Raw genomic sequence first — 25,716 nt, 5'->3', positions numbered from 1 at the left:
CGGGACCGGAGCCCTTGCTCCGGTCCCGGGCCGTGCTGACCATGGCGGTATGAGCGACAGCGACGAGCAGGACATCATGACGACCATCCGCGGTCTGATGGACGAGGAGCACACGCTCCGCTCCACCCCGGGAGGGCTGGACCCGAAGGAGCGCGGCCGGATGAAGGAGGTCGAGGAGTCACTCGACCAGTGCTGGGACCTCCTCCGTCAGCGCCGGGCCCGCCGCGAGTTCGGTCAGGATCCGGACGAGGCCGAGGTCCGACCCGTCTCCGAGGTCGAGAATTACCGCCAATAGAGGCGTGTAGGCGAAACCACCCGCCATCCACGAGCATCTACGACAGGTGACCGGTGCCGGTCCGTGCCCTCGGCCCGGCACCCGGTCCTGTTCGGCCCCCTGTCCGGCGCGCACGAAGGAACCGCATGTTCGCCTCCCTCACCGGCATCGGCCTGGCCTCGGCCGCCGGGCTGAACGCCTACATACCCCTCCTCGTTCTCGGCCTGCTCGCCCGTTACACCGACTTCCTCCCGCTGAGCCCGACCTGGATGTGGCTGGAGCACCCCGTCACCCTGATCGTCCTCGGGGTGCTGCTCGTCGTGGAGTTCGTGGCCGACAAGGTGCCCGCCGTCGACACCATCAACGACGTGCTGCAGACCTTCATCCGGCCCACCTCGGGCGGTATCACCTTCGGTGCCGGGGCCTCCGCCTTCACGCTCACCGAGATCACCGGTGAGGCCTCCGGGATGTCGGCCGTCGCGGGCGGTGTCGCCTGGGGAGCGGTGATCGCGGGGGCGACGATCGCTCTGTTCTTCCATCTGGCCAAGGCGATCGCCCGGCCGGTGGTCAACGTCCTCACCTTCGGTCTCGGCGCGCCCGTGGTCTCCCTCCTGGAGGACGTCGCCAGCTTCTTCGTGGCGCTCCTGGCCGTGCTGCTGCCCCTGCTGATCGTGATCGTGTTCCCGCTGATGCTCATCCTCGGGGTGTGGGCGATCCGCAAGGGCCGTAAGGTCCGCGCTGAAAAGCGCGCTCAGAAGCGGGCTCAGCGCGCGGTCGGCCGAGCGGCCCAGGGCCCTGGGGCCACCCAGGGGCCGGACCAGGGCGGCCCCTGGGACGGCCGGTACCAGTAGGGGCTTCCGGCGGACCTGCCCTGGCCGCTGGAGCCGGCCCCACCGCCAGAGCAGCGCCTGGCCAGGGCAAACCCCCACGTGGTGGTGGAAAACGCATATCGGAGGCGGTCCCTCTGGTCGTAAAGTTCTCCCAATGGCTGAGATGACTTCCCTGAAAACCAACACCCACCACATCGTCTGGGACTGGAACGGCACCCTCCTGGACGACAACCACGCGAACCTCGCCGCGGTCAACGCGGTCTGTGCCCAGTTCGGCCGCGCGCCGGTCGAGATGGACTACTGGCGCTCCGTCTTCCGCCGCCCCCTCATTCCCTGCTACGAGGAGCTCCTCGGCCGGAGCTTCGCCGAGGACGAGTGGGAGCGTGCCGAGAAGATCTACGACTCCAGCTACCTGGAGCAGCTGCACACCTGCGAGCTGGCCTCGGGTGTGCCCGACGTCCTCCACGAGTGGGCCAGCGCGGGCGGTACCCAGTCCCTGCTGTCCATGGCCTCGCACGGGCACCTGGTGCCCCTCATCACCGAGCGCGGGCTGGCCCCGCACTTCACGCGGGTGGACGGCCGCAAGTTCGAGACCGAGCACGACTCCAAGGCCGAGCACCTGGTCCACCACCTGGAGCACCAGGAGCTGGACCCGTCGAAGGTGGTGCTCATCGGCGACATCGACGACGACGCCCGCGCCGCCCGCGAGGCCGGGGCCCAGCCGATCCTGGTCGCCAGCGGCCTGATGGCCCGCGAGCGCCTGGAGGCCACCGGCGCCCTGGTCGTGGACACCCCGCTGGACGCGGTCGCCGCCGTCCGCCAGCTCGTCTGATGGTCGGATCTTTGCCCTGGGGGTCGCACGGAACCTGACTCCCCGTCGCGGTCAACGTGGCCCGCCCACCCTTCGAATCCTCCTCGGGGGTGGGCGTTCCACGTTTCGGTGGCCCCCGCCATGACCTGCGTACTTCGCCGCTGTCGCGGGTATCCGTTAGGCCGGGCCGGGCCGTGTCCCCGATCATGGGGTGTTGTTAGATGGGTCTCACAGCAACACACAGCCGCGCTATTGGGAAGGCCTGCAATGACGGAGAGCAGCGTGCCCCGTGTGCTCTGGGAGCCCGACGAGGACCGGATCGAGTCGTCCAACATCGTCGCGTTCGCCCGATGGGCCGCACAGGAGAAGGGGGTCAAGGCCTTCGGTGAGAGCGGATCCACCGCCGCCGCGGACTTTGACTACGACGCCCTGTGGCGCTGGTCGGTGACGGACGTCGACGGCTTCTGGGCGTCGATCTGGGAGTTCTACGGGGTCAACTCCAAGACCCCCTACGAGCGGGTCCTGGCCGACCGGAGCATGCCGGGCGCCCAGTGGTTCCCCGGCGCCACCCTCAACTACGCCGAGCACGTCTTCGAAGGGCGTGCCGCCGACGAGGTGGCCATCCGGCACGCCACCGAGCTCCGTGCGCTCGATTCCTGGACCTGGGGCGACCTGCGCGAGCGCACCGCCGCGATCGCCGCGGGCCTGCGGGAGCTCGGGGTGGGCGAGGGCGACCGGGTCGCCGCGTACCTGCCCAACCTCCCCGAGACCGCCGCCGCGTTCTACGCCGTGGCCTCCCTCGGCGCGATCTGGTCCTCCTGCTCGCCCGACTTCGGGGTGCGCAGCGTGATCGACCGCTTCGCCCAGATCGAACCCAAGGTCCTGCTGGCCGTGGACGGCTACCGCTACGGCGGCAAGGACTTCGACCGCCGCCCGGTGGTGGAGGAGCTGCGCGCCGCGCTACCCACCGTCGAGTACACGGTCCTGCTCGACTACCTCACCCCCGGTGCCACCCTCGAGGGGAGCCTGCCCTGGGCCGAGCTCACCGGGCGCGGCGCGGGCGCCGACCTCACCTTCACCCCGGTCCCCTTCGACCACCCCCTGTGGGTGCTCTACTCCTCGGGAACCACCGGCCTGCCCAAGGCGATCGTCCAGGGCCACGGCGGCATCCTCCTCGAGCAGCTCAAGAACCTGAACCTGCACCTGGACGCCCAGGCGCACGACCGGGTCTTCTGGTTCACCACCACCGGCTGGATGATGTGGAACTTCCTGGTCAGCGTGCTGCTGACCAAGGCCTCCATCATCCTGTACGACGGCAGCCCGGCGTCTCCCGACCTGGGTGCCCTGTGGGACCTGGCCGCCGAGGCCGGGGTGACGGTCTTCGGGACCAGCGCCGGCTACCTGTCCTCCTGCATGAAGGAGGGCGTGCACCCGCGCCAGGGCCGCGACCTGTCCGCGCTCAAGGCGATCGGCTCCACCGGCTCCCCGCTCAGCCCCGAAGCCTTCTCCTGGGTGTACGAGGAGTTCGGCGACGACCTGTGGCTGTTCTCCACCAGCGGCGGCACCGACATCTGCAGCTGCCTGGTCGGCGGTACCCCCACCCTGCCCGTCCACGAGGGCGAGATCCAGTCGCGCGGCCTGGGCATGGCCGTGGCCTCCTGGGACCCCGACGGCAACGAGCTCATCGGTGAGGTCGGCGAGCTCGTGGTCACCGAGCCCGCGCCGTCCATGCCGGTCTTCCTGTGGGGCGACACCGACGGGGAGCGGCTCAAGGACAGCTACTTCGCCGTATACCCCGGCATCTGGCGGCACGGCGACTGGATCGAGATCACCGAGCGCGGCACCGCGATCATCTACGGCCGCTCTGACTCCACCATCAACCGCGGCGGCGTGCGCATGGGCACCAGCGAGATCTACCGCGCCGTCCTGGCCCTGGAGGAGGTGGTGGACGCCCTGGTCGTGGACGTTCCCCAGCAGGACGGCTCCTCGAAGATCGAACTCTTCACGGTGCTGCGCGAGGGCGCGGACCTGGAAGGCGACCTGCCCAAGGAGATCGCCCGCCGGATCCGCACCGACTGCTCGCCCCGCCACGTCCCGGACCGGGTGCGCGTCATCAGGTCCGTGCCGCGCACCCTGTCGGGCAAGGTGCTGGAGGTTCCGGTCAAGCGCATCCTGATGGGAGAGAGCCCGGAGAAGGTCGCCAGCCGTGACTCCCTGGCCAACCCGGAGGCACTGGACTTCTTCAGCGACCTGGCCGCCGACGACTGAGTCCGGGCACGACCCCGCTCGCGGTTCACCCGCAGCTGAGGGGCCCCGGGGCAGCCGCCCCGGGGCCCCGGGCGTCTTCGGGTGTGGCCGGGTGTGACCGTCAGGGGAGCGTCAGGACTTTGGATACCCGCGCGAACGCGGCATAGCCTGGCGGATGTGGCACAGAATCAGTCAGAGGACACCGGCGCGGCCCCCGACGCCCGGCCTCCAGCCAAACGACGTATCGACGGCATCGACGCCGCTCGGGCGCTGGCGGTGTTCGGGATGTTCGCCGTACACCTCGGAGTGGTCTCCTTCGGGCTGCTGCCGGAAGAGCAGGGCTGGGAGCTGCACAGCCTCGTGCGCGGCAACTCCTCCGCCCTGTTCGCCTTCCTCGCCGGGGTGTCCCTGGCCCTGATGACCGGCCGGACCCGGCCGGTCGAGGGGGACTCCCTGCGCCGGGCCGGTGTGCGCGTCCTGGCCCGCGCGCTGCTGATCGGGCTGCTCGGTTTCGTCTTGGACGCCTTCGCTGTCCCGGTCGCGATCATCCTCACCTACTACGCCGGTTTCTTCGTGCTGGCGCTCCCGCTGCTCCGAGCGCGCGCCGCCCTGCTGTGGACGGCTGCCGGGATCCTCACCCTGCTGGGACCGGTCGTGTCGTTCCTGCTGCGCCAGGACCTGTTCCCGGAGGGGCTGCGCACGGCCGCGCTCACCTCCTTCACCGAGTTCTTCCTGACCGGCTACTACCCGGCGATCACCTTCATGGCGTTCGTCATCGCCGGTATGGCGGTGGGGCGGACCGACCTGACCGCCACCGCCGTGCGGATCCGGATGGCGGCCGCCGGCGTGCTCATGGCGGCCACCGGCTACCTGGGGTCCTGGGTCCTGCTCAACCCGCTGGGCGGATGGGACCGGCTGACCGAGGCGCACATCCTCAACGGCGGCTCGCTGAGCTCGGTCGACCCCGGGACGGCCGAGGAGGCGCGGTACGCCGCGACCGACGCCGCGCACAGCATCAGCGGGCAGGTGCCCACGGACTCCTGGTGGTGGCTGGCGGTGAACACCCCGCACACCGGCACCACCTTCGAGATCTTCGAGGCGGTCGGCCAGGCGCTGGTCGTACTGGTCGTGTGCATGCTGCTCGCCGAGCGGCTGCCGCGCCTGATGTACCCGCTGACCTCCGTGGGCCGGATGCCGCTGACCGTTTACTCCGGGCACATCCTGGTCCTGGCGGTGATCGTGGCCCTGCACCCGCAGAACGCCGCGGGCGGCCCCTGGTACCTGGAGATGTTCATTCTGGGCTCGTTCGTCTTCGCCTGCCTGTGGCGCTGGGCCGTGGGCCGGGGACCGTTCGAGATCGCCCTGGGCGTGTTCGCCGACAATGCCGTCAACATGGTGGAGGAGCGCCGGGCCGACCGGGGCGACCCCCCGCACCGGCCCGGCGCCCCCGGACGCTAGACCGGGGAGAAAGCCGTGGTCTGGCGCCAGATCAGCCCGTCGCGCAGTACGAAGGTCCCGTGGCTGTCGTTGACGGCGCCGTCCACCTCCACCCGGGAACGGTAGGTGATGACGTCCTCGGTCACCCGGAGCCCCAGCGGTTCGACGACCTCGGGGGACACGCCAGGTAGCCGGCCAGCAGGGCCCTGATCGAAGTCGTACAGCCCGAACTCCCTCCCAGGGGGTCGAGGTCCTTCTGCCCGGTCCTGCCGATGAGCCGCATGAGGTCGCCGACCCGCTGCGCGGCCGGGTTGGTGACCCGGTGGGACTGGGGCCGAGTCACCCTCGGGGGTAACGGAGGTGGGGGCGTGTCGTTCTCCGGGGCGGGTCCCGAGGGCGCCGGAGGCGGGGCCCGGGGTGCGGGGCGAGTGGTTCAGGGGCTGTCGGGGCGTTTGATGTGCGCCGAGGTGCGGTCCTGGTGCGCCAGGGTGTCCGTGGTGGTGCGCGTGTTCTGCCGGATGAGGCGGCGGGCGTCGTCGGCGGCCGACCGCGCCACCGCCGGGCTGGCCACCGGGCGCGCCGACGGCTCGGTGTCCTCGGGCAGGCCGATGTCCATGGGCAGCCCGGCCTTGCTGATCACCCGCAGCTGCGCCGACTCCTGCGACTGCGAGGGCCGGATGTCGCCGTCCGGGGTCTTCCAGGCCGCCAGCCGGTGGGCGAACCAGCGGGTGCCCCGGTACTCGGGCCCCCGGTCCCAGTCCACCCCGTCCGGCCGGTGCGCCAGGGCGTGCTGGAGGTCGGCCAGGGTCCACCCGGCGGAGAAGAACCGGGCACTCTCGGCCTTGAGATAGGGGAAGTCCACCCCCCGCAGTGAGGCGTCCTCCCGGCGGAGCAGCTCACAGGCGTCGTGCACCGCGTGCGGGGTGTGCCGGGGGCGGTGCAGCGGGTCCGCCTCGGGCCTGCGCAGCAGGGCGTCGTTGATCGTCACGATCACCTCGCCCCGGCGGTTGTCCCAGATGTCCACCTCCTCGCGCGCCCACCCCTGCGACTCGGCCAAGGCCGTGGCCAGTCTGCGCAGGTCGACCTGGCTGTCGTCACTACTGATCCGGAATTCCGCCATGGCTCCAGGGTAGGACAGGGGCCGGACGAGCTGCCGGGGTGACAGGCTCCGCTGAAGGGCCGAAGGGAGTGGTCCGGTCTAGACCGCACGTGAGGTCGGAGTCCCGTAGTTCGCAGTCAAAACCACGTTTTTTGGGCATTTCTTGAGCGAAGTTGGAGGAAAGGACGATATGAGAAGTGGTTCGCTCTTGGAGTCTCCTCCAACCTTGGCGGATGCGAACCCGAGGGGGCCTGACGGCGACCCGGCCCGGGGTTATGGTGACTGCCTGACAGCGGGGGACACCCACCCCGCGTCGAGCGAGGACACGCCGTTTGCGCTGGCAGCAGCGCGCGGCCCCAGTTGAACCGACGAGCTGTAGGTGCCCGTGCCCCACACCGCATTCGCGCCCGAGGCGACGACCAACCACGCGCTCCGGGCCTATCTGCACGGCCTTCCGGGGGTCGACGAGGTCGGCGCCCGCGCCCGTGCCCAGGACCTGTCCACCCGGTCGATCAAGACCACCGCCAAGGCGAAGGCCATCGACCTGGCCATCTCCATGGTGGACCTGACCACCCTCGAGGGCGCCGACACACCCGGCAAGGTCCGGTCCCTGTGCGCCAAGGCCGCCCTGCCCGATCCGACCGACCGCACCGTGCCGCACGTGGGCGCCGTGTGCGTCTACCCGGACATGGTCGCCACCGCCGTCGAGGCGCTGCGCGGCACCGGGATCGGCGTGGCCTCGGTGGCCACCGCCTTCCCCGCCGGGCGCGCGCCCCTGGAGGTCAAGCTGGCCGACACCCGGCAGGCGGTCGCCGACGGTGCGAGCGAGATCGACATGGTGATCGACCGCGGCGCCTTCCTGTCCGGCGACTACCTGAAGGTCCACGAGGAGATCGTCGCGGTCAAGGAGGCCTGCGGTGACGCCCACCTGAAGGTCATCCTGGAGACCGGTGAACTGGTCACCTACGACAACGTGCGCCGCGCCTCCCACCTGGCGATGCGCGCGGGCGGTGACTTCATCAAGACCTCCACCGGCAAGGTCGCCCCGGCCGCGACGCTGCCGGTCACGCTGATCATGTTGGAGGCCGTGCGCGACCACTTCGCCGCCACCGGCCGCCGGATCGGCGTCAAGCCCGCGGGCGGTATCCGCACCACCAAGGACGCCATCCGCAACCTGGTGCTGGTCAACGAGACCGCCGGGCCGGAGTGGCTGACCCCGGACCTGTTCCGGATCGGCGCCTCCAGCCTGCTGAACGACCTGCTCATGCAGCGCACCAGGCTGTCCACCGGCACCTACCCGGGCCCCGACTACTACACGCAGGACTGAGCCGTGATCTTCGAGTACGCGCCCGCACCGGAGTCCCGCTCCGTCGTCAGCCTGCGCGAGACCTACGACCTGTTCATCGACGGCGAGTTCGCCCCGGCGCAGAGCGGTGAGTACCTCACCTCGCTCAACCCGGCCGACGAGGAGAAGCTCGCCCAGGTGGCCGTGGCCGACCGGGCCGACGTCGACCGCGCCGTCGCCGCAGCCCGCCGCGCCTACGAAACCGTGTGGAGCCGCATGAGCGGTGCCGAGCGCGGCAAGTACCTGTTCCGCATCGCCCGGATCATCCAGGAGCGCTCGCGCGAGCTGGCCGTCCTGGAGTCGATGGACAACGGCAAGCCCATCAAGGAGACCCGCGACGTCGACCTCCCGCTGGTCGCCGCGCACTTCTTCTACTACGCCGGCTGGGCCGACAAGCTCGCCCACGCCGGGCTGGGCCCCGACCCGAAGCCGCTCGGTGTGGCCGCCCAGGTCATCCCGTGGAACTTCCCGCTGCTCATGCTCGCGTGGAAGATCGCCCCGGCCCTGGCCACCGGCAACACCGTGGTGCTCAAGCCCGCCGAGACCACCCCGCTGACCGCTCTGGTCTTCGCGCAGATCTGTCAGGAGGCGGAGCTGCCCCCGGGTGTGGTCAACATCCTGACCGGCGCGGGGGAGACCGGCCGGGCCCTGGTCGAGCACCCGGGCACCGACAAGGTCGCCTTCACCGGTTCCACCGAGGTCGGCCGCCAGATCGCCCGCGCCGTGGCCGGGACCGACAAGCGCCTCACCCTGGAGCTGGGCGGCAAGGGCGCCAACATCGTCTACGACGACGCCGCCCTGGACCAGGCCGTGGAGGGCGTGGTCTCCGGCATCTTCTTCAACCAGGGCCATGTGTGCTGCGCCGGTTCGCGCCTGCTGGTCCAGGAGTCCGTCGCCGAGGAGTTCCTGCCCCGGCTCAAGGCGCGGATCGAGAAGCTGCGCCTGGGCGATCCGCTGGACAAGAACACCGACATCGGCGCGATCAACTCCGCCGCCCAGCTGGAGCGGGTCCGCGAGCTCACCGCCACCGCCGACGAGGAGAACGTCGAGCGCTGGTCGCCCGCCTGCGACCTGCCCGAGCGCGGCTACTGGTTCGCGCCCACCGTGCTCACCGGCGTCAGCCAGGCGCACCGGGTGGCGCGCGAGGAGATCTTCGGCCCCGTGCTGTCGGTGCTGACCTTCCGCACCCCGGAGGAGGCCGTGACCAAGGCCAACAACACCCCCTACGGACTGTCCGCGGGGGTGTGGACGGAGAAGGGCTCCCGCATGCTGTGGACCGCCGAGCGCCTGCGCGCCGGTGTGATCTGGTCCAACACGTTCAACAAGTTCGACCCGACCAGCCCCTTCGGCGGCTACAAGGAGTCGGGATACGGCCGCGAGGGCGGGCGACACGGTTTGGAGGCCTACCTTGGCTGAGCGGCGCGAGAACAAGAAGAAGGGCGCTGCCAAGGGCGGCGCCAAGGCCAAGGCCGCCAGGTCGGCTGAGACCGGGAAGGCTGCCGAGACGGCTGCCCGGCCGGCTGAGTCGGCTGCCGTTCCGGCGCGCCTGGCCGTGAAGAAGACCTACAAGCTCTACCTCGGCGGGGCCTTCCCGCGTTCGGAGTCGGGCAGGAGTTACCCCGTGACCTCAGCGGACGGCACCCACCTGGCCAACGCCTCGCTGGCCTCCCGCAAGGACGCGCGCGACGCCGTCGGCGCGGCCCGCAAGGCCTTCGGCGGCTGGTCCGGGCGCACCGCCTACAACCGCGGCCAGATCCTGTACCGGGTCGCCGAGGTCATGGAGGGGCGCCGCGCCCAGTTCGCCGCCCGGCTCGTGGACGCCCGGGGGCTGTCCGCGGCCGAGGCCGACCGGATCGTGTCCGCGGCCGTGGACCGCTGGGTGTACTACGCGGGGTGGACCGACAAGTTCGCCCAGGTCCTGGGCGGGGCCAACCCGGTCTCCGGGCCGTTCTACAACCACTCCGCACCCGAACCCACCGGGGTGGTCGCGGTGTTCGCACCGCAGGACGCCCCGCTGCTCGGGCTGACCTCGGTGCTCGCCCCGGTCATCGCCACCGGCAACACCGCCGTGGTGGTCACCTCCGAGACGGCGCCGCTGACCGCGATCGAGCTGGCCGAGGTGCTCGCCACCTCCGACCTGCCCGGCGGTGTGGTCAACCTGCTCACCGGCAAGGCCGCGGAGATCGGCCCGCACCTGGCCTCGCACGCCGACGTCAACGCCCTGGACCTGACCGGGGCCGGGGACTCGGCGGTGGAGTTCGAGCGGGACGCGGCGACCACCCTCACCCGGGTGCTGCGCCCCGGAGCCGAGGCCGACGGCGGCGAGGACGCCTGGCTCGACACCGACCCCGGAACCTCCAGGCTGACGCCCTTCCTGGAGACCAAGACGGTCTGGCACCCGGTCGGGGTGTAAGACTGGCGGCCCGGCCCGTCCCCACTTTCCGGGGCGGGCCCGGTCCGACAGCCGAGTGGAGGAACGGTGTCAGCGAACACCCCCGAGCAGGCCGAAACCAGCACTCCCGAACCTTTCGTCCCGCAGGTCGAGGTGCCCGAACCCCAGCGGGTCCCCGGACTGCGCCTGGTCCGCCTGGACCGCACCACCCCCGAGGTGGCCCTGCTGCGCGAGGTCCTGCCCCGCCAACGGGTGGCCCCCGACCAGCGCCGCTTCGTCGACGAGGCGGTGCACACCCTGCCGCGCGCCGACGAGGACCCGGAACGCTTTCCGTACGCGATCGTCCTCAACTCCGGGACCCTGACAGAGCGGAGTGCTGTCCTGGACGCCTGTGTGGGCTTCGGCATCATCGACCGGGTCGGCCAGCTGCGCGATCTGGTCGACGATCCGGCCGATGCCGTACAGCTGCGGGCCTTCTATATCGCCCTCGAACACCAGGGTCGGGGGATCGGCCGGGCCGCCTGCGCCGCCCCGCTGCTCGACCTGTTCGTCGCCGCCGTGGCTCCGCGGGCCACCCAGATCGTGCTGTGCCTCAACGACGGAAACGAGCTGGGGGAACGTACGTACAGCGCCGCCGGGTTCACGCCCACCGGGCGCCGCTACGACGCGGGCGAACACGGCATGCAGAGTGTGCTCTCCCGGCCGGTGCAGACCGGCTACCACCCCGTCCCCCAGCTCCCGGAGCCCCGATGACGCGTTGGCGGGGTTCACGCAAGAGGGCGGCCGGGCGCTGGGACACCACCCAGGTGCGCCTGGTCCGGCTGGACACCGGGTCCGCCGAGTCCGCCCTGCTGCGCGAGGCCGTGCTCGAGCACGACCTCCCGCCCGAGCAGCTGCGCTTCACCGGGCTGCCCGTGCGTACCCTGCCCGACGCCGACCAGGACCCCGAACGCGTCCCGTACGCGATCGTGGCCCTGGACGGCGCGCTGACCGGCCCGGACTCGGCGCGGGCCGCCTGCGCGGGGTTCGGGGTCCTGGACCGGGTGATCGGCTCGGAACTGGTCGACGCGCCGGAGCGCGCCGTACTGATGCGCGCCTACTACGTCACGCCACAATGGCAGGGCCGGGGGGTCGGTCGGGCCTCGTGCTCCGCGCCCCTGCTGGACCGGCTGGTCGCCGAGGTCGCACCGCACGCCGAACGGATCGTGTTGTGCGTCAACCAGGCCAACCAGTCGGCGCAGCGCGCCTACCGGGCCGCGGGATTCGACTTCACCGGCAAGGTCGTCCCCGGCGGTGCGGGCCCCCAGGACGTGATGGCGCGCCCCCTCAGCCCGCCTGCCAGAACCCGGGCCCACACAACCCCGGAACCCGCAATCCACCCCGAACCGCGCACGCGGTACCTATGAACGGAGAATGCGCAGTGACTCGCACACCCCAGGCCGTGGCCGAGGAAGCCGCAACCGAGCTGCGTTCGCGCACCGGTGTGGACAGTTACGACGTGGCCCTGGTGATGGGGTCCGGTTGGGCGACCGCCGCCGACCTGATCGGCGACTCCAAGGACGAGTTCGCCTCGGCCGAACTGCCCGGCTTCCTGCCCCCGGCCGTGGACGGCCACAGCGGCACCATCCGCAGCATCGCCGACGGCGACCGCGACGTGCTCGCCTTCCTGGGCCGCACCCACCTGTACGAGGGCCACGGCACCGACGTGGTCGTGCACAACGTCCGCACCGCCGCCGCGGCGGGAGCCAAGACCATCGTGCTCACCAACGCGGCGGGCGGGATCAACACCGACTACGCCGTGGGCTCGCCGGTGCTCATCGCCGACCACATCAACATGACCGCGCAGTCGCCGCTGACCGGCGCGAACTTCGTGGACCTCACCGAGACCTACACGTCCGAGCTGCGCGCCATCGCCCGCCAGGTCGACCCCGACCTGCCCGAGGGCGTCTACGCGGCCATGCCCGGCCCGCACTTCGAGACCCCCGCCGAGATCCGGATGCTCCGCGCGATGGGCGCCGATCTGGTCGGCATGTCCACCGTCCTGGAGGCCATCGCCGCCCGCGAGGCCGGCGCACGCGTCCTGGGCATGTCCCTGGTCACCAACATCGCCGCCGGGCTGGAGGGCGCCAACCTCGACCACGAGGACGTCCTGGCCACCGGCCGCGACTCCGCCGCGACCGTGGGCCGCCTGCTCGCGGACATCGTTGCCAAGATCTGAGAGATCTGATTTTGGGCCTCCGCTTCGCTTTGGCCCGTGTTCTCCGCCTTTGCGGAGGGATTGGGTTTAGGCAAGCACGGCATCCTCGACGGCGCCCACCCGTCGCCCGCCACCAACCCTCAACGGACGCCTGCGGCGCAGACTTGTCTCTGGCTCGTTCCTCGCTAGCGGCTTGTCTCGTCTTGCAGCACCCTCCCCGGCGGTCGAACGGGAAAGAACACCCCCGGTGGCTCGCCATCCGGACTCGTCATTCGGAAAGGATCTCCCCATGCTCGACTCCGCCCTCCTCATCCAGGCCCGGGAATGGCTGGACCAGGACCCCGACCCCGTAACCAGGGGAGAACTGGGCGCCCTGCTGGCCAGGGTGGAGGTCGGGGACGGGCAGGCCCTGGCCGATCTCACCGATCGTTTCTCCGCTCGGCTGGAGTTCGGTACGGCGGGGTTGCGCGGTGCGCTGGGGGCCGGGCCCAACCGGATGAACCGGGTGGTGGTCATGCGCGCCGCCGCGGGGATCGGGGCGTGGCTGGGCGAAGGCGGCAGGCACGTGGTGATCGGTTATGACGCCCGGCACCGGTCGGCGGACTTCGCGCGGGACAGCGCGGCGGTACTGACCGGGGCCGGGCACCGGGTGTCCCTGCTACCCGGACCACTGCCCACACCGGTGCTGGCGCACACTCTGCGCGCGCTGGGCGCGGACGCCGGGATCGTGGTGACCGCCAGCCATAACCCGCCCCAGGACAACGGCTACAAGGTCTACGTGGGCGGGTCCGGTGACGACGCGGGATCCCAGATCGTCTCCCCGGTGGACGCCGAGATCTCGGCCGCCATCGACGCGGTGGGGCCGGTTGGCGCGCTCCCGCTGGGCGAGGACTGGACGGTGCTGGGGCCCGAGGCGGTCGCCGGGTACCTGGACGCGGTGACCGCGCTGGTGCCGGAGGGACCCCGGAACCTCTCGGTGGTCTACACGCCCATGCACGGGGTAGGCGGCCGGGTGCTGATGGAGGCGGTCGAAAGGGCCGGTTTCGCGGCTCCGGCGGTGGTGGCCGAGCAGTTCGAGCCGGACCCGGACTTCCCCACGGTCGCCTTCCCCAACCCGGAGGAGCCGGGGGCGATGGACCTGGCCCTCGCTGCGGGCCGGACTCGCGGGGCCGACCTGGTAGTGGCCAACGACCCCGACGCCGACCGGTTGGCGCTGGCGGTTCCCGGGCACGGTCTGCTCACCGGGAACGAGGTGGGCGGTCTGCTCGCCCAGTACGTGCTCGACCACACGAGCGGCGACGACCGGGTGGTGGCCACCTCGATCGTCTCCTCCAGTCTGCTCGGCAAGATCGCCCGGGACCGGGGCGTGCACTACGAGGAGACCCTGACCGGGTTCAAGTGGCTGGCCCGCGCGGGCGCTCCCGGGCACAAGCGGGTGTTCTCCTACGAGGAGGCGCTGGGCTACTGTGCGGGCGGTGACCGGGGCCGTCCGGTGGCTGACAAGGACGGGATCAGCGCCGCGCTGCTGGCGCTGTCGATGGCGGCCGAGGCCAAGAGCCACGGGCGCACCCTGGTGGACCTGCTCGACGACCAGGCCCGTGAGTACGGCCTGCACCTGAGCGACCAGCTGTCGGTTCGGGTGGAGGACCTGTCGGAGATCTCCGCGGCGATGCGGCGGCTGCGCGCCGAACCGCCCGCCGCGTTCGGCCCCCTGAAGGTGACGGGGGCCGTCGACTTCGCCGACGGTCGCGAAGGGCTACCGCCGACCGACGCGCTGCGCTTCGAGCTGGGGGGCGGGGTGTGGGGGCGGGTGACGCTGCGCCCCTCGGGGACCGAACCCAAACTGAAGGCCTACGCCGAGGTGGTTTTGGGGGTTGACGACGACGTCGCTGCCATCCGCGCGCGCGGTTCGGAACTGCTGGCCGAACTGATGGCGTCGGTCGCCGAGGCGGTCAGGGGATGATCCGGGGGAGGGGCGGGGTCACTCGCTCCCCTCGGACGGCTCGACGACAGGCCGGTGCACGACCTCGTCGATGACGGTGAGCGTCTGGGTGGACGTCACACCGGGGAGGGACTGGAGGCGGCTCAGGATCAGGTCGCGCAGCTGGTTGGTGTTGGCGACGCGGACCAGCAGGACGATGTCGGCCGATCCCACGACGTACCAGCAGTACTCGATCTCGGGGTAGGACGAGAGGATCTCCCGGTTGGCCCGCCAGTCGGGCTGACTGCCCGAGATGAGCACGAGCGCGGTGACGCCCAGCCCCATCTTGGAGTGGTCGGTCACCACGGAGTAGCCGCGGATGACCCCCTCGTCAGTGAGCCGCTTGATCCGGTTGTAGGCGGTGGCCCGGGAGACGTTGGCCAGTGCGGCGATCTCCGTGATGCCGGTCCGAGCGTCCTTGGCGAGCGCGCTCAGAATGGTCTGGTCGGTCGAGTCCGGCCGCCGGCCGCTCCTGCGCTGTTCGCCCATGGCCATGTGCGTGCTCCTCGTGTGCTCTTGTCGCAGTGCTCAGCTCCTTGCTGTCATCTTTGACAGGGAGCTAAGGAAGTACCAGGTAAACGTTGTTTTCGTCCATTGAAATCTCAGTCGGCGAGATGCTGGGCGCACGTTCGTCGGATGCGGGGGCCGGGGTGGGGGATCGGGGGATGGTGCGCCCGTACTTCTTGTGTGAACCGCCAAACGGGTGTGTGGCGGAGGGGTTCCGACTGTACTCATGGTTGACGCACGGGATGGAGCGTGAGTTTCCCCGACTGGCCAGTAACTACACCGAACTGTCCTGATTCAGTCAGAAATTCTCGCTTGCGGGCCTATTTCGGTCATATTTGTCGTATCTGTGGCGACATGCAACGACTCCTGTGGGCGGGGCTGGTGAAGGTCCTCGCTCCCGCCTGTCGGGCACACCCCTCGTGCTCGGATCGCAACGCTCGGGTGGCTTCCGGTGGTCAAGGTGTTGATGGCGATTCGTGATGTTTGGCGCTGTGTGTCGTTTTCCCTCGCGTGAGATGTCCAAGCCTGGACATCTGAGTACGAAACGAGGTTCTTCGTTCGCTGATGTATCGACTGTTCGGACATATCTAGCGTAACTGTCCAGTTAGCCGGAGAATCAAGGCATACCGTGACCACCCCGAGCCCCGACCGCGCCACGACGCGCGCAGGGCCACGTTGGGAGCCGCTCGACATGCCACCCGAAGAGTCGACGGGCCAGGGCGCCATCACCGTGGCGCACCTGGCACCCGAACTGACCCGCGGCCTCTACCGCGACATGCGCACCGCGCGCGACCTGGACACCGAGGCCATCGCCCTGCAGCGCCAGGGCGTCTTCCCCGCCTACGTCTCCGTCCGGGGGCAGGAGGCCGCGCAGGTCGCCAGCGCCACCGCGCTCGACCCCGCCCGCGACTTCGTCTTCCCCACCTACCGCGAGATGGCCGTCGCCCTGGCCTACGGCGTCGAGATGGTCGGCTACATGGCCACCCACCGCGCCCTGTGGCACGGCGGCCTCTACGACGTCATGGGCTCCCGCTTCGGCGCCATCAACGCCGTGGTCGGCGGACCCGTCCCGCACGCCGTGGGCTGGGCGGTCGGTGAGAGACTGCGCGGCGACCAAGGCGTGGCCATGGCCTACTTCGGTGACGGTGCCAGCTCCGAGGGCGACGTACACGAGGCCATGAACTTCGCCGGGGTCTTCACGGCACCGGTCGTCTTCTTCTGCCAGAACAACCAGTGGGCCCTGTCGGTGCCCAACGAACGCCAGGTCGCGGGCGGCTCCATCGCCGCGCGCGCCGAGGGCTACGGCATGCCCGGCGTCCTCGTCGACGGCAACGACGCCGGAGCGGTCTACGCGGCCACCGACGAGGCCGTCCAGCGCGCCCGCGAGGGCGGCGGACCCACCGTCATCGAGGCGCTCACCTACCGCGTCGAACCCCACTCCACCTCCGACGACCCCGGCCGCTACCGCGACGAGGCCGTCGCCGACCGCTGGCGCCAACGCGACCCCATCGACCTGCTGCGCACCGCGATGCTACAGGCCGAGCACGCCGACGAGGCCTTCTTCGCCACCGTCGCCACCGAGGCCGCCCAGCGCGCCGAGCAGATCCGGGACGGGGTCGCCAGCGCCCCCGAGCCCGACGGATCCGAGCTGTTCACGCACGTCTTCCGGGAGACCACCGAGGAGCTGACCCGGCAGCACCGCACCTGGCAGGAAGAGGTCGAGCTGTGACAGAGCTGATCGAGCACGAGCACACCGACGCCGCGGTCGGGCCCCGCACGGTCGAGCTGTCCATGCAGCAGGCGATCAACCGGGCCCTGCACACCCTGCTCACCGAGGACCCCGACGTCCTGGTCTTCGGTGAGGACGTCGGCGCCCTCGGCGGAGTCTTCCGCGTCACCGACGGACTCCAGAAGGAGTTCGGCGACCAGCGCGTCTTCGACACCCCGCTGGCCGAGTCCGCCATCATGGGCATGGCGGTCGGCCTGGCCATGAACGGCTGGCGGCCGGTCCCCGAGCTCCAGTTCGACGGCTTCGCGTATCCGGCCATCGACCAGATCGTCAACCAGGTGGCGCGCATGAACTACCGCACCCGCGGCGCCGCACCCATGCCGATCACCCTGCGCCTGCCCTCCTTCGGCGGCATCCAGGCCCCCGAACACCACGGCGAGAGCCTCGAGGCCCTCTTCGCGCACACCCCCGGGCTGAAGGTCGCCGCCCCCTCCGACCCCGCCGAGGCCTACAGCCTGCTGCTGCAGTCGGTGCGCTCCGACGACCCGGTCGTGTTCATGGAGCCCAAGGCCCGCTACTGGGACCGCCGCCCGGTCCAGCTCAGCGAGCCCACGGACCCCATCGGCACCAGCCGGATCGTGCGCCCCGGCCGCCACGCCACCCTCGTCGCCTGGGGCGCGATGGTGCACAAGTGCCTCCAGGTCGCCGAGCTCGCCGCCGAGGACGGGGTCGAGCTGGAGGTCCTGGACCTGCGCTGGCTCAAGCCCATCGACGCCGCCGGGCTGGCCGCCTCGGTCGCCCGCACCAAGCGCGCCGTGGTCGTCCACGAGGCCCCGCTCACCGCCGGGCTGGGGGCCGAGGTGTCCACCCTCATCACCGAGAACTGCTTCCGTGACCTGGCCGCCCCGGTCCAGCGCGTCACCGGATTCGACGTCCCCTACCCGGCCGGGCCGCTCGAGCCCCAGTACCTGCCGACGATCGACCGCGTCCTGCTCGCGGTCCAGCGAACCCTGGAGTACTAGCCCACATGGCAGAAGAGAACATCACCTTCACCCTCCCCGACCTGGGGGAAGGTCTGGTCGAGGCCACTGTCCTGGAGTGGCAGGTCTCGGTCGGGGACACCATCGGCCGCAACGACCCGCTGGTCGAGGTGGAGACCACCAAGTCGGCCGTGGTCATCCCCTCGCCCAAGGCCGGGCGCGTGGTGGAGCTGCACGCCGAGGAGGAGCAGGTGGTTCCGGTCGGCGACCCGCTGGTGACCTTCGCCGTCCAGGTCGAGGAGAGCGCCCCGCAGGCCGGGATCGTCGGCCGGGTCCCGACCGAGGACACCAAGCCCAAGCGCCGGGTCCGGCTCAAGCCGCCGACGGACTGATCCGGTCAGCCGGTTGTGCTCACTCCGGGTCGCTGACACGGAGTGTCAACCGATGCGCCAAAGGTCCCACCAATGACGAGGGCCCGTTCGGATGTCGACACAAGCGGAACGCGCCAACCAGGCCAACCGTTTATAGAAACATCTGAATGGGCCTTCGTCTGTTCGATCAAATCCCACCCCCGGCATAAGAAACGGAAGGATTCATGACCGCGAATCTCGTCGGAGACGTGACAATGCGCTATACGGATTTGCCTTCACCCGCTCCGACGGACTCCGTACCGGTGCTTCTGTTGCACGGTTTCGGCACCGACTTCGACATGAATTGGCGCGCCGCGGGCTGGCCGCGCGCGCTGGAGGCGGCCGGGCGCCGGGTGATCGGCCCGGACCTGCGCGGCCACGGGGCCAGTGACAAGCCCACCGACAGCGGGCTCTACCTGCCCGAACACTTCGTCGCCGACATCCTGGCGATGCTCGATGACCTGGGTGTGACCAGCGTCGACGTGGTCGGCTACTCCATGGGGTCCCGGCTGGCCTGGGAGCTCGCGCTCACCGCGCCCGACCGGGTCCGCCGCCTGGTCCTGGGCGGTTTCGGCCCGGCCAATGCCCTGGCCGGTCTGGACACGGCCGAGCCCGGCGCGGGTGACAGCCCGTTCGACCACGTCTACCGCACCGTCGCCGCCCTGCCCGGCAACGACGCCGCGGCGCTGGCCGCCTGTGTGCGGGGGCAGGCCTCCCGCCCCTTCCAGGAGGAGCCGCGCCCCCAGGGCATCCCGATGCTCCTGGTCTCGGGCGTCAAGGACACCGTCGCCGAGGGTGCGGCGGAGCTCGCCGAACGCTGCGGGGCCTCCTTTGTGGAGATCCCCGGCCGGGACCACGCCAACGCCGTCTCCTCCAGGGTCTTCAAGCAGGCCGTGGCTGCCTTCCTCGAGGAGGGGCAAGAGCGGTAGGAGGGGCCGGGGAGGGCGCTGTGAAGGGGGCCGGACCCGAGGGCGCCGGGGCCGAAGTGGGTTAGCCCGGTCTAGACCGGTTGGGGCGATGTGGGGCCCGCTGGGAGTAGTGAAGATCACGATACGGACGGTAACGGCGCTGGTTTTCCGCGTGGGGGGCGAGGTCAATAACAGCGAATAGCCCGCTAGTTGCCCAGATTCGGTGTGCTCTTGGTAACTTCCAAGTAAGGCCCCGTGTCACTCTGCTCTCGCCTTCATAACAACTCCGTCCGTTGGTTAGGTGTACTTTCGGCCAGCGGATATCGTCCGGCAACAGAACTCAGGTCGGTTCCGCGCGGAATGCGGACCGCTGAGAGGGCGAAGGGGAGACTTTCTAGTGAAGCGCAGCAACGCAGCCAAGTTCGCCGCGGTCGCAGCGGCGGGTGTGCTGGCACTGACCGCGTGTGACAACGCCACAGACGACGGTGCCGCCGGTGGCGGCAACGGCGGAGGCGACGGAGAAACCGCCTCCGAGCTCCAGGTCGGTCTGGCCTACGACGTCGGCGGCCGTGGCGACCGCTCCTTCAACGACTCCGCCTACCGGGGCCTGGAGCAGGCCGCCGAGGAACTGGGCGTACAGACCCAGGACTTCGAGCCCGCCGACGGTGAGGCCGAGTCCGCCAAGGAAGAGCGCCTGGCCACCATGGCCGAGGAGGGCTACGACCTCGTCATCGCGGTTGGGTTCGCCTACGACGCGGCCGTTCAGTCGGTCGCCCCCGACTACCCGGAGGTCGACTTCGCGATTGTCGACTCCGAGATCGAGGGCATCGACAACGTCACCAGCCTGGTCTTCGCCGAGGAGCAGGCCTCCTTCCTGGCCGGTGCCGCCGCGGCGCTGACCACCGAGGAGGACCACGTCGGCTTCATCGGCGGTGTCGAGACCCCGCTGATCCGTAAGTTCGAGGCCGGGTTCCTCGCGGGCGTCGAGCACGTCAACGAGGACATCGACGTCGAGATCAACTACCTCAGCCAGCCGCCGGACTTCGCCGGCTTCAACGACCCGGCCCAGGGCCGTGAGGCCGCCCAGGCACAGTACGACCGCGGCGCGGACGTCATCTACCACGCCGCCGGCGCCTCCGGTAACGGCATCCTCCAGTCCGCCGTCGAGAACGAGTTCACCTTCATCGGTGTCGACAGCGACCAGTACGAGAACGCCGAGGACGAGCAGAAGCCGTACGTCCTGACCTCCGCGATCAAGCAGGTCGACGTGTCGGTCTTCGAGCTGATCAGCGCGGCCGTCGACGGCAGCGTCGAGGGCGGCATCCAGCGCTTCGACCTCAGCGACGGCGGCGTCGACTACACCACCTCCAACGGGGAGGCCATCGAGCCGATCCAGGAGGAGCTGGACGAGCTCAAGCAGCAGATCATCGATGGTGACATCGAGGTTCCCACTCAGCCGTAACGGGCACGGGAAACAGCACAGGAGCGGGCGCCGGGCCCGCGTCGTGACCTGACGTCGCGAAAACGGAGCCGAAGGGGCGAGCCCCCTTCGGCTCCACCCGGTAGCCGCACCGCGACGAAGGCGTCCCGGCCGTGGCCGATCCCAGGCCCGCCGCGCCCCGCCGCAAGTTCCCACAGAGGAGTCTGATGAGCAGCACGCCATCGGGCGGCGGGTCGAACGGACCCGCCGCCGTTGAGCTGCGCGGGATCACCAAGCGTTTTCCCGGCGTCGTGGCCAACCACGACATCGACATCACCGTGGCTCCCGGTACCGTGCACGCCATCGTCGGCGAGAACGGGGCGGGTAAGTCCACGCTGATGAAGACCCTGTACGGCATGCACAAGCCGGACGAGGGTCACATCTACATCCGCGGCCAGGAGGTGCGCTTCAACTCGCCCTCCGACGCCATCAAGCACGGCATCGGCATGGTGCACCAGCACTTCATGCTGGCCGACAACCTCACCGTGCTCGAGAACGTGGTCTTGGGCGCCGAGCGCAAGCACGGCATCGGCCGCAGGGCTCGAGCCCGCATCCTGGAGTTGTCCGGACAGTACGGGCTCGGCATCGACCCCGACCGCCTCATGGAGGACCTGGGCGTGGGCGACCGCCAGCGCGTGGAGATCCTCAAGGTGCTCTACCGCGGCGCCGAGACCATCATCCTGGACGAGCCCACCGCGGTCCTGGTCCCGCAGGAGGTCGACGAGCTCTTCGACAACCTGCGCGAGCTCAAGCGCGAGGGCCTCACGGTCATCTTCATCTCGCACAAGCTCGACGAGGTCCTGTCTGTGGCCGACGAGATCACCGTGATCCGGCGCGGGACCACGGTGGCCACCGCCGACCCGAACAGCACCACCGCCCGTCAGCTGGCCACGCTCATGGTCGGCGGCGAACTCCCGGTGCCCGAGCTGCGCGAGTCCACCGTTACCGACCACGTCGTCCTGTCCATGACCGGGGTCACCGTACTCTCCCCAGAGGGGCGTCCCGCCGTCGACGACGTCACCCTGGACATCCGTCAGGGCGAGATCGTCGGCATCGCCGGGGTCGAGGGCAACGGTCAGTCCGAGCTGATCGAGGCCATCATGGGCATGCGCCGGATCGCCTCCGGCGCCATCTCCCTCGAGGGCCGGGACACCACCGGCTGGAGCACGCTGCACCTCCGAGAGGCCGGGGTCGGTTACATCCCCGAGGACCGCCACCGGCACGGGATCCTGCTGGAATCGCCGCTGTGGGAGAACCGCATCCTCGGCCACCAGACCCGTCGGCCCAGCGTCAACGGATCCCTGATCAACCGGAGCGGCGCCCGCGCCGACTCCGAGCGCATCGTCGCCGAGTACGACGTGCGCACCCCCAACATCGACGTCATCGCCGACGCGCTGTCCGGGGGCAACCAGCAGAAGTTCATCATCGGTCGGGAGATGAGCGGATCCCCGCGCTTCCTGGTCGCAGCCCACCCCACCCGAGGCGTGGACGTGGGCGCGCAGTCGGCCATCTGGGCGCAGCTGCGCGAGGCGCGCGCCGCGGGCCTGGCGGTCCTGCTGATCTCCGCCGACCTCGACGAGCTCATCGGCATGTCCGACACACTCCACGTCATCCTGCGCGGCCGTATGGTCGCGGAGGCCGACCCGACCAGCGTCACCCCCGAACAGCTCGGCTCCGCCATGACCGGTGCCGGGCTGGAGGGCTCGCAGACGCACACAGAAGGTGACAGCGGTGCTGAGGGTGCCCACCGGAACGAGAGCGAGGGCGGGGCATGAGTAACACCGCAGGCCGCACCATCGCGGCACCGATCGTGATGCTCCTGGCTGTCGTCTTGGGTGTCGTGACCACCGTCGCCCTGGACCTGTTCCTGCTGCACTGGGCGGCGCTGATCATCGGAGTCACGCTCGCCTTCGCGCTCGTGGCGGTACTGGCGCCGATGACCCCGGACGAGAGCCGGGTCGGGGCCGACGGGACCAAGGAGGAGGGCACACCCCTCCATAACGTCCTGGTCGTCCCGATGGCCCTGATCCTGGCGGTCGTGGCCGGTCTGGTCTCCTCCTGGGTACTGGACCTCCAGCTGCTCGAACCCGTCGCGGCCGCGCTCGGCGCGCTCGTCGGTTCCGTTCTGGCGTTCGTGCTCTTCCACCGCCTTGCGGCGATGATGGCGCTGTCCTTCGCCGCGGTCCTGGTGGCCGGTGCGATCGCGATCGGCGTCACCGCGGCCGTGCTGCACTTCAGCGGCATCCCGCCGCTGGCCACCTTCGACCGCATGCTGGAGTACGGCACCCGGCCCAACAGCCTGGTGCAGATCATCAACGACAGCACCACCTACTACCTGGCCGCCGTGGCCGTGGCGATCGGCTTCAAGATGAAGCTGTTCAACATCGGCGTGGACGGCCAGTACCGGCTGGCCGCGCTGATGGCCGCCGCGGTGGGCGGTTACCTCGTGCTGCCCCCGGTGCTCAGCCAGTTCGTCGTCATCCTCACCGCCATCGCGGTCGGCGGCGCGTGGGCGGCCATCGCCGGTTACCTCAAGGTGGCCCGCGGCGTGTCCGAGGTGATCTCCACGATCATGCTCAACGCGATCGCCACGGGTATCACCGCCTACCTGCTGACCGAGGGCCGCCTCGCGGTCGAGATCAGCACCAACAACATCGGTACCCCGCCCATCCCCGAGTCCGGTTGGGTCCCCGGTATCCCGGCGACCTTCCTCGGTTCGGAGCGGGAGATCTTCGGTCTGATCTTCCTCTCCATCGCGGTGGGTATCGGTTACTGGTTCATGCTCAACCGCACCCGGTTCGGTTTCGAGCTGCGCGCCACCGGCCAGTCCAAGACGGCGGCCGAGGCCAGCGGTGTGAACGTCAAGAAAATGGTCTTCCTGTCCATGCTCTTCTCGGGCATGGTCGCCGGACTCGTGGGCCTGCCGCAGTTGCTGGGCAGCTCCCACTACTACGCGCTTGACTTCCCGGTCGGGATCGGCTTCATCGGCATCGCGATCGCGCTGCTGGGCCGCAACCACCCCGTGGGTATTGTGTTCGCCTCCCTGTTCTGGGCGTTCCTGACCCAGGCGTCGGGCATCCTGCCCTTCGACGGCATTCCGCAGGAGATCGCGGTCATCGCGCAGGCCACCATCGTCCTCACGGTCGTCGTGGTCTACGAGATCGTCCACCGCTGGGGCCGCCGCTACCAGCAGCAGCAGATCGGCAAGCAGCTCGGTCGTACGACCGAGACCACCCCGGAGCCCGCGGCCGTGTCCCACGGCAACGGCCCGGACCACGGTTCCGCCGAGGACTCCGAGGGTGAGAACGGCACCTCCGGTGGTTCCGACACTGACGGCACCGACGACAAGCGCGGCGGGGAGGCACAGTGAGCCAGGAACTCAACGTGATGGAGCCGGTGGCCAAGCCGTCCCGGCCCAAGGGGTGGGCGCGCTGGCGCATTCTCACCCTGCTGATGGCGGTCTTCGTGTCCCTGGCGGGCCTGCGGGTCATCACTGGCCAGGACATGCTGACCGACGCGGGAACCGTCCGCACCACGCTGACCTTCGCGGTCCCGATCGGTCTGGCCGCCCTCGGCGGTCTGTGGGCCGAACGCGCGGGCATCATCAACATCGGCCTCGAAGGCATGATGATCTTCGGGACCTGGTTCGGCGCCTACTTCGCGTGGAGCTTCAACGACCCGTGGATCGGCCTGCTGGCCGGGACCCTGGGCGGTATGTTCGGCGGCCTGATCCACGCGGTGGCCACCGTGACCTTCGCGGTGGACCACATCGTGTCCGGTGTGGCGATCAACATCCTCGCCCTGGGCGCCATGCGCTACCTGTCGATCCTGGTCTACGCCGACATCCCCGGTGCCGGCGCGGCCCAGTCCCCGTCGGCCCCGTCGTTCCCGACCCTGACGGTGCCGTGGCTGCCGGAGGCGCTCGGGCCGGTGGCCCAGAGCGGGATCTTCCTGGTCAGTGACTTCGCGGCGCTGATCATCGGTCTCACCACCCGCATGTCGGCGCTGACCCTCATCGCCATCCTGCTGGTTCCGATCAGCTACCTGGTGCTGTGGAAGACCACCTTTGGCCTGCGACTGCGCTCGGTGGGTGAGAACCCCGACGCCGCCGAGTCGCTCGGTGTGCCGGTGTACACGCTCAAGTACATCGCCGTGGTCATCTCCGGTGGTCTGGCGGGGATGGGCGGCGTCTTCCTCGCGATCGTCGCCTCGCAGATCTACCAGGAGGGTCAGACCGGCGGCCGCGGCTACATCGGTCTGGCCGCGATGATCTTCGGTAACTGGCGACCGGGTGGCCTGGCCATGGGTGCGACCCTGTTCGGCTACACCGACGCCCTCCAGCTGCGCGGCGGCGGCGCGGCCATCCACGCGCTGCTGCTGCTTCTGGCTGTGGTGTTGCTGGTGGTGGCTGTGTGGCAGGTGCGCAAGGACCGCAAGGGCATCGCGGTGGCCGGCTTCCTCGCCGCGATCGTCCTGCTGTTCTGGTACTTCAGCACCGACTCGCTCCCGCGTGAGCTGGCCACCTACAGTCCGCACATCGCCACCCTGCTGGTGCTCTCGCTGGCTTCCCAGAAGCTGCGCGCACCCGCCGGGATCGGCAAGCAGTGGAGGGCGAGCCGGTCATGACCGCACCCGTCGACGTGGACTGGGCGGCCCTGCGGGCGGCCGCCCGGGCGGCCATGGCCAACGCCTACGCGCCCTACTCGAAGTACCCGGTGGGCGCGGCGGCGCTGGTCGACGACGGCCGGACCGTGAGCGGCTGCAACGTGGAGAACGCCTCCTACGGTCTGGCCCTGTGCGCCGAGTGCGGGCTGGTCAGCGCGTTGCACGCCACCGGGGGCGGGCGGCTGGTCGCCTTCGCCTGCGTGGACGGTCAGGGTGAGACCCTGATGCCGTGCGGGCGCTGCCGTCAGCTGCTGTACGAACACGGCGGACCGGAGCTGCTGGTGGACACGCCCCAGGGCATCTGGCCCATGGACCGGGTGCTGCCCCAGGCCTTCGGCCCGCACAACCTGCCCTGACCTGCTGGCTGGCCTGACCCGACGGGCGTCTCCCCGGTCGCCGAACCACGGCGGCCGGGGAGACGCCT

General features: G+C 70.2%; 24 protein-coding genes. 21 read left to right on the top strand and 3 right to left on the bottom strand.

What is annotated here, in order from left to right; translation table 11 throughout:
• Window positions 1-49: 49 nt before the first annotated feature.
• The 5 genes from NE857_RS24155 to NE857_RS24135 all read left to right on the top strand — a co-directional run bounded on the left by NE857_RS24155 (window position 50) and on the right by NE857_RS24135 (window position 5,620).
• The gene (locus NE857_RS24155; RefSeq protein ID WP_017581553.1) at window positions 50-295 is read left to right on the top strand and encodes a DUF2630 family protein; all 246 of its coding nucleotides are present in this window, start codon (window positions 50-52) and stop codon (window positions 293-295) included.
• Between the two features lie 125 nt (window positions 296-420).
• Window positions 421-1,125 carry a DUF4126 domain-containing protein gene (locus NE857_RS24150; protein WP_254417783.1) on the top strand — a complete coding sequence of 235 codons (705 nt, stop codon included), beginning with the start codon at window positions 421-423 and terminating at the stop codon, window positions 1,123-1,125.
• Between the two features lie 133 nt (window positions 1,126-1,258).
• Window positions 1,259-1,936 (top strand): HAD family hydrolase, encoded by a 678-nt coding sequence (locus NE857_RS24145; protein WP_254417782.1) that lies wholly within the window; start codon window positions 1,259-1,261, stop codon window positions 1,934-1,936.
• A 246-nt stretch (window positions 1,937-2,182) separates the two neighbouring features.
• Window positions 2,183-4,183 (top strand): acetoacetate--CoA ligase, encoded by a 2,001-nt coding sequence (locus NE857_RS24140; protein ID WP_254417781.1) that lies wholly within the window; start codon window positions 2,183-2,185, stop codon window positions 4,181-4,183.
• 156 nt (window positions 4,184-4,339) lie between these two features.
• A complete protein-coding gene (locus tag NE857_RS24135) occupies window positions 4,340-5,620 on the top strand; it encodes a heparan-alpha-glucosaminide N-acetyltransferase domain-containing protein (RefSeq protein WP_254417780.1) in 1,281 nt (426 codons plus the stop codon).
• On the opposite strand, the gene NE857_RS24130 is transcribed toward NE857_RS24135, so the two are convergent.
• Together NE857_RS24130 and NE857_RS24125 are read right to left on the bottom strand one after the other, a co-directional pair.
• A complete protein-coding gene (locus NE857_RS24130) occupies window positions 5,617-5,781 on the bottom strand; it encodes a hypothetical protein (RefSeq protein ID WP_254417779.1) in 165 nt (54 codons plus the stop codon). The genes NE857_RS24135 and NE857_RS24130 overlap by 4 nt on opposite strands.
• Before the next feature lie 251 nt (window positions 5,782-6,032).
• Complete coding sequence (locus NE857_RS24125) at window positions 6,033-6,719, bottom strand: hypothetical protein (protein ID WP_254417778.1); 687 nt, start codon at window positions 6,717-6,719, stop codon at window positions 6,033-6,035.
• Window positions 6,720-7,077: 358 nt separating this feature from the next.
• Between NE857_RS24125 and deoC the strand changes: the two genes are divergently transcribed.
• From deoC to NE857_RS24090, 7 genes are all read left to right on the top strand, one after another.
• Complete coding sequence (deoC, locus tag NE857_RS24120; protein ID WP_254417777.1) at window positions 7,078-8,025, top strand: deoxyribose-phosphate aldolase; 948 nt, start codon at window positions 7,078-7,080, stop codon at window positions 8,023-8,025.
• A gap of 3 nt (window positions 8,026-8,028) precedes the next feature.
• Window positions 8,029-9,459, top strand: a complete 1,431-nt coding sequence (locus tag NE857_RS24115; protein WP_254417776.1) for an aldehyde dehydrogenase family protein — start codon at window positions 8,029-8,031, stop codon at window positions 9,457-9,459.
• Window positions 9,452-10,456, top strand: a complete 1,005-nt coding sequence (locus tag NE857_RS24110; protein ID WP_254417775.1) for an aldehyde dehydrogenase family protein — start codon at window positions 9,452-9,454, stop codon at window positions 10,454-10,456. Before NE857_RS24115 ends, NE857_RS24110 begins: the two co-directional genes overlap by 8 nt.
• A 66-nt stretch (window positions 10,457-10,522) precedes the next feature.
• The gene (locus tag NE857_RS24105; protein WP_254417774.1) at window positions 10,523-11,188 is read left to right on the top strand and encodes a GNAT family N-acetyltransferase; all 666 of its coding nucleotides are present in this window, start codon (window positions 10,523-10,525) and stop codon (window positions 11,186-11,188) included.
• Window positions 11,185-11,841: a GNAT family N-acetyltransferase gene (locus NE857_RS24100; RefSeq protein ID WP_254417773.1), complete on the top strand. Its 657-nt coding sequence runs from the start codon at window positions 11,185-11,187 to the stop codon at window positions 11,839-11,841. The genes NE857_RS24105 and NE857_RS24100 overlap by 4 nt, the downstream gene beginning before the upstream one ends.
• A gap of 14 nt (window positions 11,842-11,855) precedes the next feature.
• Entirely contained in the window at window positions 11,856-12,653 is a 798-nt protein-coding gene (locus NE857_RS24095; RefSeq protein ID WP_254417772.1) for a purine-nucleoside phosphorylase, read from the top strand.
• Window positions 12,654-12,921: 268 nt separating this feature from the next.
• Window positions 12,922-14,595 (top strand): phospho-sugar mutase, encoded by a 1,674-nt coding sequence (locus NE857_RS24090; protein ID WP_254417771.1) that lies wholly within the window; start codon window positions 12,922-12,924, stop codon window positions 14,593-14,595.
• A gap of 18 nt (window positions 14,596-14,613) precedes the next feature.
• On the opposite strand, the gene NE857_RS24085 is transcribed toward NE857_RS24090, so the two are convergent.
• Window positions 14,614-15,108: an Lrp/AsnC family transcriptional regulator gene (locus NE857_RS24085; RefSeq protein ID WP_017581567.1), complete on the bottom strand. Its 495-nt coding sequence runs from the start codon at window positions 15,106-15,108 to the stop codon at window positions 14,614-14,616.
• Between the two features lie 703 nt (window positions 15,109-15,811).
• On the opposite strand from NE857_RS24085, the gene NE857_RS24080 reads away from it, so the two are divergent.
• The 9 genes from NE857_RS24080 to NE857_RS24040 all read left to right on the top strand — a co-directional run bounded on the left by NE857_RS24080 (window position 15,812) and on the right by NE857_RS24040 (window position 25,648).
• A complete protein-coding gene (locus NE857_RS24080; RefSeq protein ID WP_254417770.1) occupies window positions 15,812-16,849 on the top strand; it encodes a thiamine pyrophosphate-dependent dehydrogenase E1 component subunit alpha in 1,038 nt (345 codons plus the stop codon).
• Complete coding sequence (locus tag NE857_RS24075) at window positions 16,846-17,871, top strand: alpha-ketoacid dehydrogenase subunit beta (RefSeq protein ID WP_425572133.1); 1,026 nt, start codon at window positions 16,846-16,848, stop codon at window positions 17,869-17,871. The genes NE857_RS24080 and NE857_RS24075 overlap by 4 nt, the downstream gene beginning before the upstream one ends.
• Before the next feature lie 5 nt (window positions 17,872-17,876).
• Entirely contained in the window at window positions 17,877-18,221 is a 345-nt protein-coding gene (locus NE857_RS24070) for a biotin/lipoyl-containing protein (RefSeq protein WP_017581570.1), read from the top strand.
• A gap of 203 nt (window positions 18,222-18,424) precedes the next feature.
• Window positions 18,425-19,168, top strand: a complete 744-nt coding sequence (locus NE857_RS24065) for an alpha/beta fold hydrolase (protein WP_254417769.1) — start codon at window positions 18,425-18,427, stop codon at window positions 19,166-19,168.
• A gap of 376 nt (window positions 19,169-19,544) precedes the next feature.
• Window positions 19,545-20,609 carry a BMP family lipoprotein gene (locus NE857_RS24060; RefSeq protein ID WP_254417768.1) on the top strand — a complete coding sequence of 355 codons (1,065 nt, stop codon included), beginning with the start codon at window positions 19,545-19,547 and terminating at the stop codon, window positions 20,607-20,609.
• A gap of 185 nt (window positions 20,610-20,794) precedes the next feature.
• On the top strand, window positions 20,795-22,402 hold the full coding sequence (locus NE857_RS24055; RefSeq protein ID WP_254417767.1) for an ABC transporter ATP-binding protein: 1,608 nt from the start codon (window positions 20,795-20,797) through the stop codon (window positions 22,400-22,402).
• Complete coding sequence (locus tag NE857_RS24050) at window positions 22,399-23,997, top strand: ABC transporter permease (RefSeq protein ID WP_254417766.1); 1,599 nt, start codon at window positions 22,399-22,401, stop codon at window positions 23,995-23,997. Before NE857_RS24055 ends, NE857_RS24050 begins: the two co-directional genes overlap by 4 nt.
• The gene (locus tag NE857_RS24045; protein WP_254417765.1) at window positions 23,994-25,253 is read left to right on the top strand and encodes an ABC transporter permease; all 1,260 of its coding nucleotides are present in this window, start codon (window positions 23,994-23,996) and stop codon (window positions 25,251-25,253) included. Before NE857_RS24050 ends, NE857_RS24045 begins: the two co-directional genes overlap by 4 nt.
• On the top strand, window positions 25,232-25,648 hold the full coding sequence (locus NE857_RS24040) for a cytidine deaminase (RefSeq protein WP_254417764.1): 417 nt from the start codon (window positions 25,232-25,234) through the stop codon (window positions 25,646-25,648). The genes NE857_RS24045 and NE857_RS24040 overlap by 22 nt, the downstream gene beginning before the upstream one ends.
• Window positions 25,649-25,716 lie beyond the last annotated feature (68 nt).

This window comes from Nocardiopsis exhalans (assembly GCF_024134545.1).
In the GTDB taxonomy this organism is placed as follows: Bacteria; Actinomycetota; Actinomycetes; order Streptosporangiales; family Streptosporangiaceae; genus Nocardiopsis; species Nocardiopsis exhalans.
Note: the sequence above shows the minus strand (reverse complement) of the source record. Positions and strands in the feature narration are given on the sequence as shown.

Bases quoted from the DNA above. Each gene is read 5' to 3' on its own strand.
- NE857_RS24085 (WP_017581567.1), bottom strand. From the start codon at position 15,108: ATGGCCATGGGCGAACAGCGCAGGAGCGGCCGGCGGCCGGACTCGACC.
- NE857_RS24100 (WP_254417773.1), top strand. From the start codon at position 11,185: ATGACGCGTTGGCGGGGTTCACGCAAGAGGGCGGCCGGGCGCTGGGAC.
- NE857_RS24065 (WP_254417769.1), top strand. From the start codon at position 18,425: ATGACCGCGAATCTCGTCGGAGACGTGACAATGCGCTATACGGATTTG.
- NE857_RS24055 (WP_254417767.1), top strand. From the start codon at position 20,795: ATGAGCAGCACGCCATCGGGCGGCGGGTCGAACGGACCCGCCGCCGTT.
- NE857_RS24155 (WP_017581553.1), top strand. From the start codon at position 50: ATGAGCGACAGCGACGAGCAGGACATCATGACGACCATCCGCGGTCTG.
- NE857_RS24125 (WP_254417778.1), bottom strand. From the start codon at position 6,719: ATGGCGGAATTCCGGATCAGTAGTGACGACAGCCAGGTCGACCTGCGC.
- NE857_RS24145 (WP_254417782.1), top strand. From the start codon at position 1,259: ATGGCTGAGATGACTTCCCTGAAAACCAACACCCACCACATCGTCTGG.
- NE857_RS24150 (WP_254417783.1), top strand. From the start codon at position 421: ATGTTCGCCTCCCTCACCGGCATCGGCCTGGCCTCGGCCGCCGGGCTG.
- NE857_RS24090 (WP_254417771.1), top strand. From the start codon at position 12,922: ATGCTCGACTCCGCCCTCCTCATCCAGGCCCGGGAATGGCTGGACCAG.
- NE857_RS24080 (WP_254417770.1), top strand. From the start codon at position 15,812: ATGCCACCCGAAGAGTCGACGGGCCAGGGCGCCATCACCGTGGCGCAC.
- NE857_RS24070 (WP_017581570.1), top strand. From the start codon at position 17,877: ATGGCAGAAGAGAACATCACCTTCACCCTCCCCGACCTGGGGGAAGGT.
- NE857_RS24050 (WP_254417766.1), top strand. From the start codon at position 22,399: ATGAGTAACACCGCAGGCCGCACCATCGCGGCACCGATCGTGATGCTC.
- NE857_RS24140 (WP_254417781.1), top strand. From the start codon at position 2,183: ATGACGGAGAGCAGCGTGCCCCGTGTGCTCTGGGAGCCCGACGAGGAC.